Genomic DNA, 16,569 nt, shown 5'->3' with positions numbered 1-16,569 from the left:
CTCGTCGCCGCCCCGTCGTGGACGGCCCGTCGCCAGTCATCATTCCCTAGATCAGTCCGCGATTGCCCTGCCGCGCTGCGTCGCTGACGTTGCGAGATGCGCTCCATGTGCCACCAGGCGCCATGGTGTCGAGGCGGCAGCCCGCTGGTCGGAGCCGGCCTGCGTGGCGGACGTGTCCGCGCCAGTGTTGGCGATGCCTAGCTGCACCACCTCGAGCCGATCGGCATGTACGGGCTCCTCGTGGCCGGTCGCGGGGTCGGGGTCGTGCGAGGTGTCAATGTAGAGCCGGTTGGTCTCTCGCCCTCGACTTGCCATGACGTAGAGGCCTTCGCGGGTGGTGCCGGCTGACAGGTCGGCGTGGGCGGTGTCGACGGTTCTGGCTTGCGCGCGGTGGGCGGTAGAGGCGTAGCCGAGCTCGACGTGTTCGGTCACATAGTCGGCCGGCAGGACGGATATGTCGTTCCATACGGCGCAATGGAGCTTGCAGCGTGCAGGATCGACACTCTCAGGCAAGACCGCTTGCAGCGTGATTGGGTCCCCGGCGCCCACGCTACCCAGCACGGCAGGACCGATGGAGGATTCGAGTGGGGGGCAGGGTTGGGCCCCGACGATCTTCACGACGAGGTGGTCGCAGTCGCGACGAAGTGACGCAACGCAAGTGACTGGCTCCATCTTCGACGCCGGCGCAGATTTTGACAGCGACGTAACTCCCCGATGCCGGCCCGATGCCAGCGCTGAGCAGCGCTCGGAAACCGAGGGGACACATCTGCCGGCGACGAGTATCGTCTTCAGCAGGGCAGCCTCGCGACTGCCTGCAGCGATGTGACTTCCTGGCCCGCGCCACGTGTCGTCGCGATCGAGCCAAGGTCCTCCGGATCTCGCGAAGGGCTTCGTCTACTCACCAGGGTCGGCGGGCGCGGGACGACGACATGCTGGTTGGAGATGACGAATGACCAAGAACAATGCCCAAAAGAAGGCTGCTCGTGCACGCGCAGCGGCCGAGCCTTCATCCTACGTGCGGGCTCAGCGGCGGGAGCGGGAGGCGGCCGAGGCACGAGCGCTGCGGCCCGGCGGCCCGTTGCGCGTGCCGCTCGCCGAGCAGTTGGTGTGGGCCCGGGTGCTTCGCCCGGCCATCCCGATGGTCTACCTGGACCTCAACCACTACATCAATCTTGCGCGGGCCTCGCAGGTTGCGAACACTGCAGAAATGTCGGCCAAGTTGGTGCCCTACGGGGAGTTGGCCGAAGCAGCGCGGAAAGCGAAGACCGAGGGCCGTGTGATGTTCCCGCTCTCGAACGTCCACCTTATGGAGCTGTCAAAGGTCACCGACCCGCGCCAGCGAGCGGACGTCGCCGGTGCCATGGAGGACCTGTCGGACTTCAACTACATCCTGGAACGGGTGACGCTCGGCCAGCTTGAAATGGACGCGGGTCTGGACCGCCTCCACGGCGTGGAGATGAGCGTCGACCACTATCTGCCGCTCGTCGCGCCTTCCTTTGCCCACGGCTTCGGGCGCATGGTCAACCTCAGAGTCGAGGATGCGGAGGGCACGGATACCTCGGAGAAGGTCCGGGAGCTAATCGCCACTGAGGCGTTCACCGACCTGTTCAAGGAGATGAACCTTGAGATGGAGCGAGCGATGCTGCGTGGACCGAGCGACGCCGAGGCGGCTCAGTTGCGCGGCGGTGGCTGGGACCCGTCTGTCTTCAAGCGTGGTCTGGAGCGTCGTCTCGACTTCGAGCTCGAGACGCAGCAGGTCCTCGCGGACAACCCCGAGTGGCGCTCCGGCCGGTTACGTGACGTCATCTCCGGGAGAGACGTGAAGCACGAGTGGATCGACCTCTTCTTGAAGCTCCTTCAGGAGCGAGAGGAGGACGGACGCCCGCATGAGATGCCGTCGACCGAAGACACCCCCGGCTACTGGGCAGCGATGCCTCAGGTCCAGGCCGCGATCAGCATCAAGACTCGGTATCACCGGAACGCGACCCGGAACTGGAGAACCAACGACATCTGCGACATCGACGCCATGTCGATCGCGTACCCATACTGCGACGCCGTGCTCACCGATAAGGAGGCTCGTGCAGCGTTGGTGGACGATCGTGACCTGCGGAGGATCCCGACCTTCATGCCGAAGCGTCCAGAGGAGCTCACAGCCTGGCTCAAGGACCGGCCGCCTGTCGTCAACCCCACTTCGTTGGTGCCGCTACCCGAAACTGCTCCCTGATCGAACGTCCGCTGTGGAGTCGAGGTCCCTCCATGGCGCTGCGCCGGACTTCTGCCTGACCAGGACGTTTGGAGTAGGTAGCCGCGCGTCCTCATGGGCGGTGTGGGTCACCCATCATGGGCGATGTGTGGAAGGTCCGCTCACCGGCATGACAGTGATGTCACGACCTTCGCCGGCTCGCGACGGAATGACGCGCGTCGTTGCACCTGGGCCGCCGGTGGGCCACGCAGCAAAGGTCAGCGTGGTTGATTTCCTTACCTTGCGCGCCAGTGATAGACCGTGTTCGTGACAGGAATGGGGTCTCTCGATCGGTGGCCAACCTATGACGATAGCTCTCTGACAGGCGACTTGGGCGTCGCGCTGGTTCAGACAGCAGCCGCTCGCGACCTGCGTTGGGCTTTCCGAAATAAGCCAACCATCGATCTCGGGATCGACGGTGAGCTAGAAGTTCGGGGGCATGACGGCACGTCAACCGGACGCGTTCTGTCGATACAGATCAAGTGCGGTTCGTCGTACCTGAGAGCCGAGAACGAGCGCGGCTTTAGGTACCGACCGAAGCCGCAGCACCTCAACTACTGGCTCTCCTACACATCGCCGGTGCTCTTGGTTCTTGTCGATGAGGTGACGGAGATCTGCTACTGGCAGCACGTCTCTGCCGAAAATCTCACGATCGTAGACGGCGTCAACGTGATTGACGTCCCTCGCGATCAACGTCTCGATGAGCGATCCCGATGGCGGCTGGAAAAGATCGCTGAAGGCTTCCAACGGATTGATCTGGTACGTCAGCTATTTCGCGTGTGGTTGGTCGAGTCCACTATGTTCACCTACTCGTGGAACAACGAACTGCAGATCCCTCGTGATTTTCACGGCATGGATCTGTGGATGCCGTCCGTGCCGGGCCGTGGGGTGGTTGCGGCGGATGTCATCCTCGGGCGCCCGGGGTTCGGCACCTATGAAGAGGCGGAGCTGGACGACATGCTCGTTCAGATGCGGCGCAATCGACGCCTTGCCGGCTGCGATCATGCGCTCGTCGGGTTGGTCTCTGGAAACCTCGACGCATTGAGCCGCGAATCGCTTCCATCACCGCCTGACAAGGCGGAGCTCGGCTTAGTCATCGAGTACGTCCCACTGCTCTTCCGCGAGGGTGGACCTTACCCGTCGCTGGTCGAGGTCAGCCAGGACGGGACTTTGATAGACGAGCACTACGACTTCCTGACACTCCGTCGTGACGTAGCGGATGATGTGGCCAGGAACGAGGCACGCCGGCGCGCCAGCAGGTTGTGGGGATCGCTATAGCAAGCCGATCAGAGCTCCGCCCCCGAGTCGCGAGGTGTCCCCCTCGGCACCTTGAGTCCCTGCATGGTCCAACCTTGTCGGGGGCTGGCACGCGGGGAATGACTCACATGAACGGGCCTCGTCGCTGCGCAAAGCGCGGCGTCTCGCGTCGACCTTGAACAGTGTTGATCCATACTGGGCCCGAACGATGGATGGCCACGCTCGGAACGTCAGCTTGCGAGGTCGAGCTCATCGGGCGGACGGCACATGACGTGAGGTTAGCCGTCGGGGTTGTCGTCCGCGGCAGGCAATTTGGTGCGGATGAGTCGGTCCGCTTGGGTGAGCGTCAGGACGACCCTGTCCGCGAAGTCGTGCAGAATCTCGTCGGGCACCTCATTGTCGACGATGATGAGCTGGAGCCAGTCTGCGTAGTCGGCCGAGACCTCTGCGAAGAGCCGGTACATGTCGAGAACCCGATTCCCGTCGAGGCCCTCTTTGCCGGAGTTCGCGGATACGCCGTCGAGGATGAGCAGGCCCGGAAGGCATAGTCCGCGGTCGATCGCGACGGTGTGTTGCGCGAGGGCGTGGGCGACGTTGACGAGGGTCTTCAGGCCTTGCGAGGAAAGTTCGTCGAACGTACGAGTGCTGACCTCGGGCAGGTAGTCGCGCCGGTTGATTCGGACGCTCAGGGTGTCGCTCAGCGTAGGGACGTTGAGCCGCTCGAGGTACTGCAGCATCCGCGTCTCCAGCGCGACGATGTTCTCCTCACCGACGGCGATGCTGCTCTCGTGCTGCTCGATCTCCTCCCGCAGAGTGGCAAGGCGCTGCTCCAGTTCGGCGAGACGCGCGTCTTGGTCCTCATGCTTCTCGAACAGCGACAAGGTCCGCTGGAGCCACTCGATGTTCGCGTCGGCTGCTGCCTCGTCAGCGGCAACGCCCTGGAGTTCGGCGGCGTGGGCAGAGACAAACTCCGCTGTCGCTTCATCGAGACGCGCTGAGGTGCGCTGAAGTTCGACGGCGACCTCATTGGTCCTTGCCTGGAGGGTGGAACGTGCTATGCGTCGTTCAGCGAGCAGCTGCTCGGTCTCGGTGATCTGGAACGTGACCCGGTCCTGTTCCTTGAGGAGCATTTCCAGACTCGGGGTGGCTACCGGTTCGGGTTGCTCGCAGAGATAGCAGATCGGGTGCTCGGTGCGATGCTGGTCGACGTCCTGTCCGCACCTGGGGCACACGATGAAGTCGAAGTCGACCATCCACTCGTCGGCGACGATCGACCGGGTCAGCCGCTTCGAGAGACTGGTCAGTTCCTTTTCCAGGTCGACCAAGTCCCGGATCTGCGCGTCGATGTTGCGGACTTCAGCGGTTCGCTCGTCCTGCTCCTCACGCAGGCGCAGAACGGTGACGCGGAGGTCGGCAATCTCGGCGGCGGGGTTCTGGGCGGCTTCCAGGCCGAGCTGAGCCTTGCGTTCTGCGATGAGCTCGAGCTGTCTTCGTTCTCCGTCGAGAGCGGTTTCCAGCCCTAGGCGTCCGCCAACGGGCGAGGTAGCCAGGAACTTGCCGATGACCTCCCGTTCGGCGCTGGTGGCGGCGATCTGCCGGTCGAGGAGCCGAGCTTCGGCGTTGAGGGCGGCGAGCTCCTTGTCATACAGGTTGAACAGGATCTCGAAGACCCAGCGGCGCTTGTGGTTGCGGAACACGTCGCGGTGCCCGAAGACCTGGGCGTCGAGCTCGTCACCGGTGACGATGCAGTAATTGAGCCAGTCGTTGATGGTGACTGGAGACAGGTCCGAGGTCGGGTCGGTGCGGGCCTTGGGAACGTAGACGACCGGGACGGAGAGCTGGTCAAGCAGGAACTCACCGTAGCCGCCGCTTCCGGCGGCGGGCAGTCTGATGGCGATGTCCATAGAGGTGTCCTCGCCCTCGGCGGGCCGTTCGGCGATCTCGACTGGCGTGTCCTTGGTGGTGACCATCGGCTTAAGGACCTGCCACTCCTTGGCGCCAAGGACCAGGTCAGCGCTGATGCCGCGGACGCTGGCTACTTCGGGAATGAGGTGCTTGGGGATGGAGCCGAGCAACGCCCGCAAAAGCTTGATGAAGGTGGTCTTGCCGGTGGTGATGTCGCCACGGACGATGTTCAGGCCCGGGTGGAGGTCGACCTTGCGAAAGCCGCCGACGAGCTCAACCTGGTTGACCCGCAGGACGTGCGAATCGAACGTGGGTGCTTGCTGCGTCGGCTCCTTCTGTTCGGTCATGAGAGCTCCTGGTGCCACGTGGCGTCCGCGACTTCGGGCAGCTCGTACAAGATCTTCTTTAGGTTCTCCCCGGTCAGGTCGAGGTGCCGGCGCAACAGCACGATTCGTTCCTGAAGCTCCTCGAAGGCGCCATCGCTGAGAAGGTCCTCGACGAGTGCCGCTCCAATGGCAGTCGTCCGGTAGCCGAGTGCCTGCGAGGTGGCGGCCGGAACGACCTCGATGAGGCGTCGGCCGACGAGTGCTCCTAGGATGGCGAAGTGGCTGGGGTCCCAGGGTCCGTAGCGGTAGCGCATCATGCGTGACTCCAGCGGGCTGTCTTGGTCGATTAGGTCTGCACGGGCCGCGGGGGTGCTGTTGCCGCGCCCGGCAAGGACGGTCGCCAAGTGCCGGGGGTAGCGCAGGAGGAAGTCGAGCTTGGCGAGCTTGACCCGCCCTTCGAGGGTCCGCGGACCCCGGCTTGATCTGCTGAACGCGTCGATGAGCAGCAGGAGGCGTGCCTCGGCCTCACGGGAGGATCGGTAGCGGCCACGGTCCGAGCGCCTGGCGCCCGCCGGTAGGTTCTGCTCGGTCATAGGTGCCCCCATCCGAACTTGCACTCGTCGGAGAGGCCGCACAGCCGCCCGATGACGAGCCTGTAGTCACCCTTGTAGACCTTCGTGATGTCGGCCGCGGCGATGTCGGGGCGGCTCATCAGATTGTTGAAGACGAACTCCGCCGGCGCAGGTGCGCCCGCCGCGTCGAGCTTGGCAAGGTTGGCGACCGCCTCGCCGAGCGTCAGGATGCGGTCATCCAGGTCGGCCATGCCGGCGTCGTCGATGCGGCCTCCGGATGTCGCTAGCGCGCCGGCGACGTCGGCGGCGGCGCGGACCATGATGGCCTTGGCGACGGTGTCGGGGGCGGCGCCGGCACGGACGAGCTTCAGCTCGAGCAGCGTCGTTTGGCTTGCCGCTGCGCGCTGGAGGAGTTCGGCGTTGGTGGCCGACGGCAGGGGCGGGCAGACCGCGGCAAGATGTTGGCCGAGCAGGACCTGCTTCTGGATCGGTGCCCACAGGGTTGGGTCGAGGGGTTGGATCCGGCCCGCTGCAATAGCGGCCCGGACGACGGCCGGCGGCTCGCTGGCAGCCTGTGCTGCCTGGGCGAGGCCCAGGAGCTTGTCGTATAGGTCGTGGCACTGCTGGTATGGCATGTGCGGCCATGCGGCACCGATGGCCTTGATGGCGACGGCGTCGATCGTACCCCGCGACGGCCGGTGGCAGTGGACGCTCAGCCGCTTCAAGAAGTCGATGAGAGCAGGCCCATTCAAGCCCAGCGCGCGGATCTTCGCCTTGATGTCGGCGTGTGCCTTAGTGGGGTCTGCGAAGAACGTCTTCGTCTTGGCGTCGCTGGCAGGCGGGCCTTCGAGCCACACCTCGAACCTCGACAGGTCGAGGATGCCGGCGGCCTTGGCCTCCTGGTAGGAGACGATGAGCCTGCTGATCGCATGTTCCTTGCCGCAGAGCTTCATCGCTCCCCAGGAGCCGCGGTCCTTCGTCTTGAGCTGGGCGAACCGGAAGCAGTCGGCCTCGACGATGGCGAGGTCCTCGACGTGCTCGGCGACGATCGCGATGGGGCCGGTGGGGCCAAGCGAGGAGAGCCAAGTCAGGACAGCAAGCTTTGTCTGCCAAAGGAACCGCTCGAAGGTGTCGATGCCGGTGGGGTCGCTGGTGAGTGCGGCGAACGCGGGGATGGCAGCAGCGGTCGACGGCGCAGTGCCATCGGTCGCGTTCTGTTCCATCCTGAGCTCCTGCACTCCGGGTCCTTGAAGAGGCAACCTAGTGAGGAACTGTCCAGGATGCAGGCGGTTCACTCGTTCGACACGCCCCTTCGCCGGCCAGGAACGCGTCGAAGATGGATGCCCTGCGGCGGTTCTTGGGCGGGCCCTACCCGTGACGGGAGAGCTCTGAGCTCGCGACGAGAACAGGGCGTCCCTCAGATGCGCGGTTCGCACTAGGTGACCCGCTGCATAGTGGGCGGTAAGACGCGCATCTGACGTTACCGAACGTCCCCACATCGGCATGAGGTAGTCGGCTGCGTCAGCTGGTCTCATGTCCGGGCGGAATGGTATTGCCCTTCAACACACGCCTACTGCCAAGACAGGTCATCGATGGGGGCCCACCCGATCGAGAGCCACGTGCAGGGAGCGCCATTCGCGCTCGCGGCTCCTTGTTGCGGCGTGTTCATCGTGTCTGACTTGGGTGGCCGAAAGCTCTACGCTGCTGGTCTCGACGATGCGTCGGAGCACATCGGCCGAGTCGGCATGATCCAGGCCGCCGTGCTGGATGGCATTGTCAGGGTCATCAGCGATGTCGATATACAGCTGGTTGATGTCCCTGCCTCTGGTCGCCATCACGTACAACGGCTCCAAAGTCGTCGCGGCGTTGAGGTAGGCGTGGGCGGCATCGACGGTGCGGCCTTGGGCTCGGTGAGCGGTGGAGGCGTAGCCGAGCTCGACATGCTCACGGACGTATTCGGCGGGCAAGATTGCAGACGTTCCTGTCGCGGCGCGAGTCACGGCCATGGACCCATCCTCGTGGACCTCCGTGACCATCCAGTCGTTGCCGTTCTTCACCCACCCGCGGTCGGTCGCCAGGGAGCGCTGGTTGCGACGGGTGACGATGAGGTCGCCGACACCGACAGTCGACCCGTCTGCGAGGCGCACTCCCTCGGCGATGACGTGGCCGGCGCGGACGAGGTGGCCGCGGGCGCGTTGGTTCAGGTCAGTCACGGTCTGCGTGTCGACTGCCAGCATCAGCGACGTTCGCCCGGCCTGGGTGTCGGTGAGCCAGGCGTCGAAGAGCAGATCGAGCATGTCCTCGCGCGACCCATACTCGATGCGACCGTTCGCGACGTAGGTATGGGCGATGTCTGCGTTCCCGAGGCGCAGTTGCATCGAGGCGTCGCGTTCCCATTCGTGGTTGAACCGGTGCACTTCGCGCAAGGTCGGGGCGTCGGCGCCGCGGTCGTCGGCTAGGAGCTTGAACGCGCCCCCAGCTTGGACGGGTGACAGCTGGGCCCAGTCGCCGACGAGCAGGACTTTCGCGCCGACTTGGCGGGCGTGGGTGGTGATGTGGTCGAGGTGCTTGGTGGCGGCCATGGAGGCTTCGTCGATGATGACCAGCTGCCCTTGCTGGAGGGACCAGCATGCGTACTCCTCGTATGCCGCTCGCGCACGCAGCTGCAGTTGCCGGGTGGCCACCGATGGGTAGGCACGCGCCAGCCTGGCGGCGTAGTCCTGGACCACCTTCGCCCGTTCTGGGGTGCGTCGGTTCTCGGTGATCCACTTGGCGGTGTTCTCCGTAGGCACCCCGACCGCGTCGGCGAGCACCTCGGCGGCGGCGGCGGACGGTGCAAGCCCGACCACAGCCCCACGGCCGTAATGGGCCTCCCACGCAGCCCTGACCACAGCCATCGCGCTCGACTTCCCGGACCCGGCTGGTCCGACCAGCACGTCCAGGGCCCGGCCGGAGGTGACGATGGCGGCAACCGCGATGGCCTGCTCCGCAGACAGCAGATGGTTCTTTCCGGGTGCGACCAACTGCCCGAGCCGCGCGGCCACAGCAGACCCAACGACAGGGCCGTCGGTCGCACGGCCCGCCTCGAGAAGACGGGCTTCGGCGTCGAGGATCTCGGCGGTGGCGTAGACCTCGCTGTTGCGGGCCCGCAAACGCGAGGTGCCGTCCGGGCGACGCAAATGCTCGGGCAACAGGTCCGGCTCAGCCGGCGTGAGCATCACCGATCTCTCCGTCGCGAGCGTCGCCACGTGCTCCGTCACGGCAACCCGGTGAGTGGCAGTGACAAACCGGACTCCGGCCAGCTGGCGGCTGGTCTCGGCGAGCAGGTTGGCCCGAGTGAACGTGGGCCGCTTGTCCGCCACCGTCTGGACCACGACGCCCGCCAGGTCGCGCAGCATGCCTTCTTCGAGGTCGCCCGCGATCAGGAGTCGCTGGGTATGGCGACCGCCCAAGGCGGCCACCCACCGCTCCTGGCGGCCAGCGTCGAGGAACGGATCCGCCCGACCACGCCACCGGCTGATGAGGTCGTTCAGCGGTTTGACGTCCTTTTCAGGGCGGGTGGCGAGGGTGGCTTGTTGGCGCAGCTTGATCACCTCTGGGGCGGACGGCGGCCGCCCGCGAGCGGCCACGAACTCTTTGACGAGCTGGTCCTTGGCGGTCTCGATCGCGGTCGACCGTTGCGAAAACTCGTCCCGCAGTTCGGCAGTGACCCCGTCGACTTCCCACTTCGGCACCTGCGACCGACGCCGTGTTTCGGGCACCCACGCCCACCCGAGATCACGGGTCAACTCGTCCGCGAGCAGCCCGTTGTACAACTCCGACATCCCGACCGACGCGGCGAACAGGGCCTTGGAGTCCAACGTCTTCCACGCCCCGCCGACAACGGACTGTGCCCGGTTGAGCACCACAACATGGGTATGCAGCTGAGGGTCCCCGGCCCGCGAGTCCCAGTGGTCGAACGCGGTGGCGACGATGCCGCGAACGTCCTCAGACACGGCGCCGGCATGGCCGCTGCGCGTGGCGAATACCTGCGCTTCCCCGTACGCGATCACCTGCTCCAGCGCGCGCCGGTGCGCGGCGTGGATCCGCCCACGGGTCGGCTCGTCCGCCAGCGCCCACGCCACCGACACGGACTTGGGGGCGGAGAACGTCAGGTCGAACCCGGCCACGCTCGCCGGGGCCTTGCGCACCCTACCGACGTGGTCGACGAACACCGTCCCTCGGCCGCGCGGCAGGCGTCCGAGCGCCTGTCCGGTGACTGGGTCCCGGAGCATGCCGAGCATTCGCCACAGCGCCTCTTCCGACACCGGGGATCCCCCGACCACACCCCGTCCATCGTCCAACCCGGCGAGACCAGCACCCAGGAACGTGCCTGGCGGCGTCCCCTTCGCGGCGTAGTAGTCCGTCAGTCCCCGTGCCGGACCGGCCTCGTCCATGCGGGCCACCGAGGACATTAGGTACCGGTACCCGGCACCCAGGGTCATCCGGCGGATCGACATGGTCATGACAGGACAACGGGCTGTCGGGGGCACCACCTGATCCCCACGGCTCACCACTGGTGCCAGACGTGTGAAACGAGATGGGCCGTGGACAAGGTGTCGGTGGATCGCTGGGGTCGTGTGGTGGATGGGGCGGGCCGAGCAGAGCGGCCCGACGATGAGGGACTGCGCCAGGGAGTGGGGTGGTCGAGGTGGCCCGGGGGATGCGAGCGGTGAACCGGGGTTGGAGTCGCGACGTGCGGATCGTCTTGCACGTCCGGCCCCAGACCTGTGACAGCAGAGCCGTCGGCGTTCCGCCTTGTCCACAGTCGCCGGCGAGGACCTTGATCACCGGGTGGACCGATGGCGAACTCAGATGGTGCCCCCTGAAAGCCGTTGTCTAGCTATTGGCGAAACCAAGCGTTCCATGACAGTGGACGCGGTCACCACGGACGAAAGGAGCCGATCATGTCTGACTTGGTGTTGACGAGGCGCTGGCACACGGTCGCGGAGGTCGCCGAGATGCTGGGGTACGGAGAGACGAAGGTCCGCATGGCGATCCTGTCTGGCGACCTCAAGTCCGTGAAGGACGGCAAACTCCGCCGGATCCTGCCCGAGTGGGTGGACGAGTACGTCGCGCTCAAGGTCGCGGAGTCAGAGGCAGACCGCTGATGACCAGGCGGCACAACGGCGAGGGGACGATCTACCCCTACCGCAATGGCTATGCCGCGCAGGTGTGGGTGACGACGCCGCAGGGACGACGCCAGCGCAAGACTGTGTACGGCAAGACGCGCGAAGTGGTCCACGACAAGTGGGTCCAGCTCCAGGAGCAGGCACGCCGCGGGCCGGTGACCACCAAGGTCCCGCGGCTCGAGGAGTTCGCCGTCGGCTGGTTGCGTGACGTCGTCGCGCCCAACTTGGCACCGACCACGGCCGCCAACTACGAGCTGTTCACCCGCCTGTACATCGTCCCCGACCTGGGCGTGAAGCGTCTCGACCGGCTGAGCGTCCGTGACGTGCGGCTCTGGCTCAACGATCTCAAGCAACGGTGCCAGTGCTGCGCCCAAGGTAAGGATGCGGCGCGCGAGAGTCCGCGGTGCTGCGCGGTTGGCCAGTGCTGCCACCAGATCGCCTCGGAGTGGACTGTCCACCAAGCCTGGACAGTGCTCCGGAGCATGCTCAGCGAGGCCATGCGCGAAGAGCTGGTGTCGAGGAACGTAGCCGGGCTGGTCCGCGTGCCGGTGCCACGAGCCGGGAAGCGCGTCATGTGGACCGTCGAGGAGGCGAGGCAGTTCCTCGAGTCCGCACGCACCGACGGCGACCCGATGTACGCCGGTTACGTCCTGCTGCTCATCCTCGGCCTGCGTCGCGGCGAGCTCCTCGGACTGGCGTGGGAGGACCTTGACCTCGAGCACGGGGAGGCGCGCATCGCGTGGCAGGTCCAGCGGGTCAAGGGCGAGCTGGTCCGGCGACAGACCAAGACACCATCGTCCGACGCGCCACTTCCGCTGCCGGACCTCTGCGTCCGGGCCCTCGAGGACCGTCGTCGGACCGAGGCGCGCCTGCGGCTGGCCTCAGGCGAGGCATGGGCGGGCACCGGCCTTGTCCTCACGACGCGATTCGGCGATGCCCTGGATCCTCGGAACTTCCACCGCGCCTTCAAGACCCGAGCGAGCAAGGCTGGCGTTCCCGTCATCCCCGTTCACGCCACCCGCCGCACCTGCGCGAGCCTGCTGGTCGCGCTCGACGTCCACCCTCGAGTGGCCATGGCGATCCTCCGTCACAGCAAGATCGCGGTGACGATGGACATCTACTCGCAGGTCTCGTCCGCCACGACACGGGAGGCCCTCAAGCGGCTGGGGGAGGCCTTCGGATGACCACCACTGCAGTACTTTGCAGCAGTACGGGCGCGAAAGAGGCCCTCCCCGCAAAGCGGAGAAGGCCTCTGACCTGTGGTGGAGCCAAGGGGACTCGAACCCCTAACCCCCTGCTTGCAAAGCAGGTGCGCTACCAATTGCGCCATGGCCCCGAAGGGTAGCGACCCGGTCTAGCCGGGCCGCCGGTGTTGCGGACCTCTACTTGGGGGAGTCGGTCGCCTGGGACCAGAGGTCCTTCTCGGCCTGCTGGGCCTTGAGCTTCTTCTGGATCGCCGCAGCCCCGACAGCAGTCGCGATGAGGATAAGGATCTTCTTCATGGCCGTCCGCCTTCCCTCGCAGAGGAACCCGCGGGGATCGGGATTGGTGGGCCTAACAGGACTTGAACCTGTGGCCTCTTCCTTATCAGGGAAGCGCTCTAACCGTCTGAGCTATAGGCCCGTGAGCCCAATCTCCGCTGCGCCACCGGAGGTGACGCGAGGCACGAGGTTACAGCACCGGCATACCCTCCACCAAAACGGTCAGCACCGCCCAGGGGACCCGCTCGAGCACCGTCGAGGCAGCCCCGGACGGAGCCCCCAGGCTCGCTACCGCGCCCTCCCGAGGGCGCTGGCCAGCATGGGAGATCAGTCGTCGGTGAGGGTCAGCTGGAGGCCGCCGACCAGCGCGGAGCAGATGTTGTAGAGGAACGCACCGAGGGTCGACAGGGCGGTCATGAGGATGACGTCGATGACTCCGATGACGATCGACAGGGACAGCACCCGGCCGAAGCCGAGGTAGTCCATGATGTCGAACGGGTTCTGGGAGTCGTTGAAGATGGTCCCCACCAGGCGGTTGACCTCGGAGAAGACGCCCATCCCGGAGAGGATCATCCACAGGACCGCCACCATGACGACTCCGGCGATGCCCAGAGCCACCGAGATGAGGAAGGACATCTTCATCGCCGACCAGGGGTCCACACGGGAGACGGTCAGCTTGACCCGCCTGGCGCGCGCCGGCGCCGTTCCCGCGGGCCCGCCCGCCGGACGCGTGGGCGAGCCGTTGGTCCTCGGTCCGCCGACCTGGGAGGGGCTGCTCACGCCGGACTGCGCCCCACCCATGGGGCGGGACGAAGTGCTCGTCGGGCCTGGCGTGCTCACTCGGTACCTCCACTGCCGTCGTCACCGGGCACCTCCGGCGCCTCCGCAGCACCATCCACGCCCATTTCGTTCTCAGACGACGGTACGGCATCCGAGGCCCCCGAGTCGTCCGCGGCACTCCCATCGGACACCGGAAGGACGACCTCGGCCGGGTCCGCGGCGAACGCGACCTCGTCGGCGCCCACCTCGGCGCCCGGGTCAGCCGCACCGGTGACCCCGCTCCCGTCGACGGCGGCCTCGGCCGCGGTGACGGGCTCCACCTGTGCAGCCTCGGCTGCGACCTCCTCAGGAGTGCGTTCCGGGTTCCGAGCGACGGCCACCACGGAGTCTGCATTACCCGGGTTGGCGAACTTCATCCCCTGCGTGTTCCGCCCTGTGCGCGTCACCGGGTGCACCGGCATCCGCACGATGTTGCCCTTGCCCATGATGACCAGGACCTCGTCGTCCTCGCCGACGGTCAGGGCCCCGACGAGGTCACCGTTGCGCTCGGTGATCTTCGCGACGGTGACTCCGAGGCCACCTCGTCCCTTCGGGGTCCAGTCCGAGGCGGGGCTGCGCTTGGCCATGCCGTTCTCGAAGACCACGAACACGTCCGGGTCCTCGCCCTCGTGGATGACGCTCAGTGACAGCAGCGAGTCGTTCCCCCGGAACCGCATACCGGTCACGCCGCTGGTGGCGCGGCCCATCGGGCGGAGCTGCTCGTCAGTCGCGTGGAACCGTACGGACTGCGCCTTGCGCGACACCAGCAGCAGGTCGTCGGTCTGCGACGCGAGGTCGACCGCCACCAGCTCGTCACCCTCCCTGAGGTTCACGGCGATGAGGCCCCCGCTGCGCGGTGAGTCGTAGTCGGCCAGGCGGGTCTTCTTGACGAGGCCGTTCTTCGTGGCGAGCACGAGGTAGGGCTGCTCGGCGTAGTCGCGGATATCGAGAACCTGCGCGATCCGCTCGTCAGGCTGGAAGGCCAGCAGGTTCGCCACATGCTGGCCCTTGGCGTCACGGCCTGAGTCCGGCAGCTCGTACGCCTTGGCGCGATAGACGCGGCCGAGGTTGGTGAAGAACAGGAGCCAGTGGTGCGACGTCGTGGTGAAGAAGTGCTCCACCATGTCGTCGCCGCGGAGCTGGGCTCCGCGGACACCCTTGCCGCCACGCCCCTGCGAGCGGTATGCATCGACCCGGGTCCGCTTGGCATACCCGCCGCGCGTGATGGTGACGACGACGTCCTCCTCCGGGATCAGGTCCTCCATCGACATGTCGCCGTCGAAGAACTCGATCCGGGTGCGACGCTCGTCGCCGTACTTGCCGACGATGTCGGCGAGCTCGTCGGAGACGATGGTGCGCTGGCGGTCCGGCCTGGCCAGGATGTCCTGGAAGTCCGTGATCATCGCCTCGAGCCGGTTGTGGTCGTCGATGATCTTCTGCCGCTCCAGGGCGGCCAGCCGGCGCAGCTGCATGTCGAGGATCGCGCGGGCCTGGACCTCGTCGATACCGAGCAGCTCGATCAGGCCGTCGCGCGCGATCTCCACCGTCGAGGAGCGCCGGATCAGGGCGATGACCTCGTCGAGGGCGTCCAGCGCCTTGAGGAGCCCACGCAGGATGTGGATGTCGGCCTCGGCCTTGCGGAGGCGGAACTGCGTCCGGCGGACGATGACCTCGATCTGGTGGTCAACCCAGTACCGGATGAACGCGTCGATCGGCAGCGTGCGCGGCACCCCGTCGACCAGCGCCAGCATGTTAGCGCCGAAGTTGGTCTGGAGCTGGGTGTGCTTGTAGAGGTTGTTGAGCACGACCTTCGCAACTGCGTCCCGCTTGAGGACGATGACGAGCCGCTGCCCGGTGCGGCCGGACGTCTCGTCGCGGATGTCCGCGATCCCGGACAGCCGGCCCTCCTTGGTCAGCTCGGCGATCTTCTGGGCGAGCGTGTCGGGGTTGACCTGGTACGGGAGCTGGGAGACGACGAGGCACTGGCGCCCCTGGATCTCCTCCACCTCCACGACGGCCCGCATGATGACCGAGCCGCGTCCGGTCCGGTAGGCCTCCTCGATCCCCTTGCGCCCGAGGATCAGTGCGCCCGTCGGGAAGTCCGGTCCGGTGATCCGGGACAGCACGGCGTCGAGCGTCTCCTCCCGCGAGGCCTCGGGGTTGGCCAGGAGCCACTGGGCGGCGGCCGACACCTCGCGCAGGTTGTGCGGCGGGATGTTCGTCGCCATCCCGACCGCGATCCCGGACGAGCCGTTCACGAGCAGGTTCGGGAACCGGCTGGGCAGGACGACCGGCTCCTGCGTCTTGCCGTCGTAGTTGTCGCGGAAGTCGACGGTGTCTTGGTCGATGTCGCGGACCATCTCCATGGCCAGCGGCGCCATCCGGCACTCGGTGTACCGCGGGGCGGCGGCAGGGTCGTCGCCCGGGCTGCCGAAGTTGCCCTGGCCGTCGACCAGCGGGTAGCGCATCGACCAGTCCTGGACGAGGCGGACCAACGCGTCGTAGATCGAGGAGTCACCGTGCGGGTGGTACTGGCCCATCACCTCGCCGACGACGCGGCTGCACTTGTTGTAGCCGCGGTCCGGCCGGTACCCGCCGTCGAACATCGCGTAGACCACCCGGCGGTGCACCGGCTTCAGCCCGTCGCGCACATCCGGCAGAGCGCGGCTCACGATGACCGTCATCGCGTAGTCGATGTAGCTGCGCTGCATCTCGGTGTTGAGGTCGATGGCCTCCGTCCGGTCGAACTCGATCGGCGGTGTCACGTCAGTCATGAAGATCCTTGCTGTTCGACAG

12 protein-coding genes and 2 tRNA genes are annotated in these 16,569 nt (G+C 66.4%); 4 read left to right on the top strand and 10 right to left on the bottom strand.

The genetic code is table 11. The features are described 5' to 3' along the window. Positions 1-51: 51 nt before the first annotated feature. Positions 52-618: a helicase C-terminal domain-containing protein gene (locus PHA84_RS05600; protein ID WP_270887101.1), complete on the bottom strand. Its 567-nt coding sequence runs from the start codon at positions 616-618 to the stop codon at positions 52-54. Positions 619-1,084: 466 nt separating this feature from the next. Between PHA84_RS05600 and PHA84_RS05595 the strand changes: the two genes are divergently transcribed. Then, a complete protein-coding gene (locus tag PHA84_RS05595) occupies positions 1,085-2,224 on the top strand; it encodes a hypothetical protein (protein WP_270887100.1) in 1,140 nt (379 codons plus the stop codon). A 294-nt stretch (positions 2,225-2,518) separates the two neighbouring features. Continuing rightward, a complete protein-coding gene (locus PHA84_RS05590; protein ID WP_270887125.1) occupies positions 2,519-3,520 on the top strand; it encodes a DUF4365 domain-containing protein in 1,002 nt (333 codons plus the stop codon). Positions 3,521-3,777: 257 nt separating this feature from the next. On the opposite strand, the gene PHA84_RS05585 is transcribed toward PHA84_RS05590, so the two are convergent. From PHA84_RS05585 to mobF, 4 genes are all read right to left on the bottom strand, one after another. Beyond that, positions 3,778-5,751, bottom strand: a complete 1,974-nt coding sequence (locus PHA84_RS05585) for a hypothetical protein (RefSeq protein WP_270887099.1) — start codon at positions 5,749-5,751, stop codon at positions 3,778-3,780. Continuing rightward, on the bottom strand, positions 5,748-6,323 hold the full coding sequence (locus PHA84_RS05580) for a hypothetical protein (protein ID WP_270887098.1): 576 nt from the start codon (positions 6,321-6,323) through the stop codon (positions 5,748-5,750). Before PHA84_RS05580 ends, PHA84_RS05585 begins: the two co-directional genes overlap by 4 nt. Then, positions 6,320-7,525: a dsDNA nuclease domain-containing protein gene (locus PHA84_RS05575; protein ID WP_270887097.1), complete on the bottom strand. Its 1,206-nt coding sequence runs from the start codon at positions 7,523-7,525 to the stop codon at positions 6,320-6,322. The genes PHA84_RS05580 and PHA84_RS05575 overlap by 4 nt, the downstream gene beginning before the upstream one ends. 363 nt (positions 7,526-7,888) lie before the next feature. Next, positions 7,889-10,807 (bottom strand): MobF family relaxase, encoded by a 2,919-nt coding sequence (gene mobF / locus PHA84_RS05570; protein ID WP_270887096.1) that lies wholly within the window; start codon positions 10,805-10,807, stop codon positions 7,889-7,891. A 441-nt stretch (positions 10,808-11,248) separates the two neighbouring features. On the opposite strand from mobF, the gene PHA84_RS05565 reads away from it, so the two are divergent. After that, positions 11,249-11,452, top strand: coding sequence for a helix-turn-helix domain-containing protein (locus tag PHA84_RS05565; RefSeq protein WP_270887095.1), 204 nt, complete (start codon positions 11,249-11,251; stop codon positions 11,450-11,452). Further along, complete coding sequence (locus PHA84_RS05560) at positions 11,452-12,657, top strand: tyrosine-type recombinase/integrase (protein ID WP_270887094.1); 1,206 nt, start codon at positions 11,452-11,454, stop codon at positions 12,655-12,657. Before PHA84_RS05565 ends, PHA84_RS05560 begins: the two co-directional genes overlap by 1 nt. Positions 12,658-12,733: 76 nt before the next feature. On the opposite strand, the gene PHA84_RS05555 is transcribed toward PHA84_RS05560, so the two are convergent. From PHA84_RS05555 to gyrA, 5 genes are all read right to left on the bottom strand, one after another. After that, positions 12,734-12,809, bottom strand: a tRNA-Ala gene (locus tag PHA84_RS05555). Between the two features lie 46 nt (positions 12,810-12,855). Beyond that, positions 12,856-12,975, bottom strand: a complete 120-nt coding sequence (locus PHA84_RS05550) for a DLW-39 family protein (RefSeq protein ID WP_270887093.1) — start codon at positions 12,973-12,975, stop codon at positions 12,856-12,858. Between the two features lie 44 nt (positions 12,976-13,019). Then, positions 13,020-13,096: transfer RNA gene (locus tag PHA84_RS05545), tRNA-Ile, on the bottom strand. Positions 13,097-13,281: 185 nt separating this feature from the next. Next, positions 13,282-13,734: a DUF3566 domain-containing protein gene (locus PHA84_RS05540; protein ID WP_270887092.1), complete on the bottom strand. Its 453-nt coding sequence runs from the start codon at positions 13,732-13,734 to the stop codon at positions 13,282-13,284. A 56-nt stretch (positions 13,735-13,790) separates the two neighbouring features. Beyond that, positions 13,791-16,547, bottom strand: a complete 2,757-nt coding sequence (gyrA, locus tag PHA84_RS05535; protein ID WP_270887091.1) for a DNA gyrase subunit A — start codon at positions 16,545-16,547, stop codon at positions 13,791-13,793. Positions 16,548-16,569 lie beyond the last annotated feature (22 nt).

This window comes from Pedococcus sp. 5OH_020, from assembly GCF_027812955.1.
Classification (GTDB): Bacteria; Actinomycetota; Actinomycetes; order Actinomycetales; family Dermatophilaceae; genus Pedococcus.
This window is presented reverse-complemented; position numbering and strand designations above follow the sequence as displayed.

Coding starts and splice junctions, on each gene's coding strand:
- PHA84_RS05560 (WP_270887094.1), top strand. CDS start 11,452: ATGACCAGGCGGCACAACGGCGAGGGGACGATCTACCCCTACCGCAAT.
- PHA84_RS05590 (WP_270887125.1), top strand. CDS start 2,519: ATGGGGTCTCTCGATCGGTGGCCAACCTATGACGATAGCTCTCTGACA.
- PHA84_RS05585 (WP_270887099.1), bottom strand. CDS start 5,751: ATGACCGAACAGAAGGAGCCGACGCAGCAAGCACCCACGTTCGATTCG.
- mobF (WP_270887096.1), bottom strand. CDS start 10,807: ATGACCATGTCGATCCGCCGGATGACCCTGGGTGCCGGGTACCGGTAC.
- gyrA (WP_270887091.1), bottom strand. CDS start 16,547: ATGACTGACGTGACACCGCCGATCGAGTTCGACCGGACGGAGGCCATC.
- PHA84_RS05550 (WP_270887093.1), bottom strand. CDS start 12,975: ATGAAGAAGATCCTTATCCTCATCGCGACTGCTGTCGGGGCTGCGGCG.
- PHA84_RS05565 (WP_270887095.1), top strand. CDS start 11,249: ATGTCTGACTTGGTGTTGACGAGGCGCTGGCACACGGTCGCGGAGGTC.
- PHA84_RS05575 (WP_270887097.1), bottom strand. CDS start 7,525: ATGGAACAGAACGCGACCGATGGCACTGCGCCGTCGACCGCTGCTGCC.
- PHA84_RS05580 (WP_270887098.1), bottom strand. CDS start 6,323: ATGACCGAGCAGAACCTACCGGCGGGCGCCAGGCGCTCGGACCGTGGC.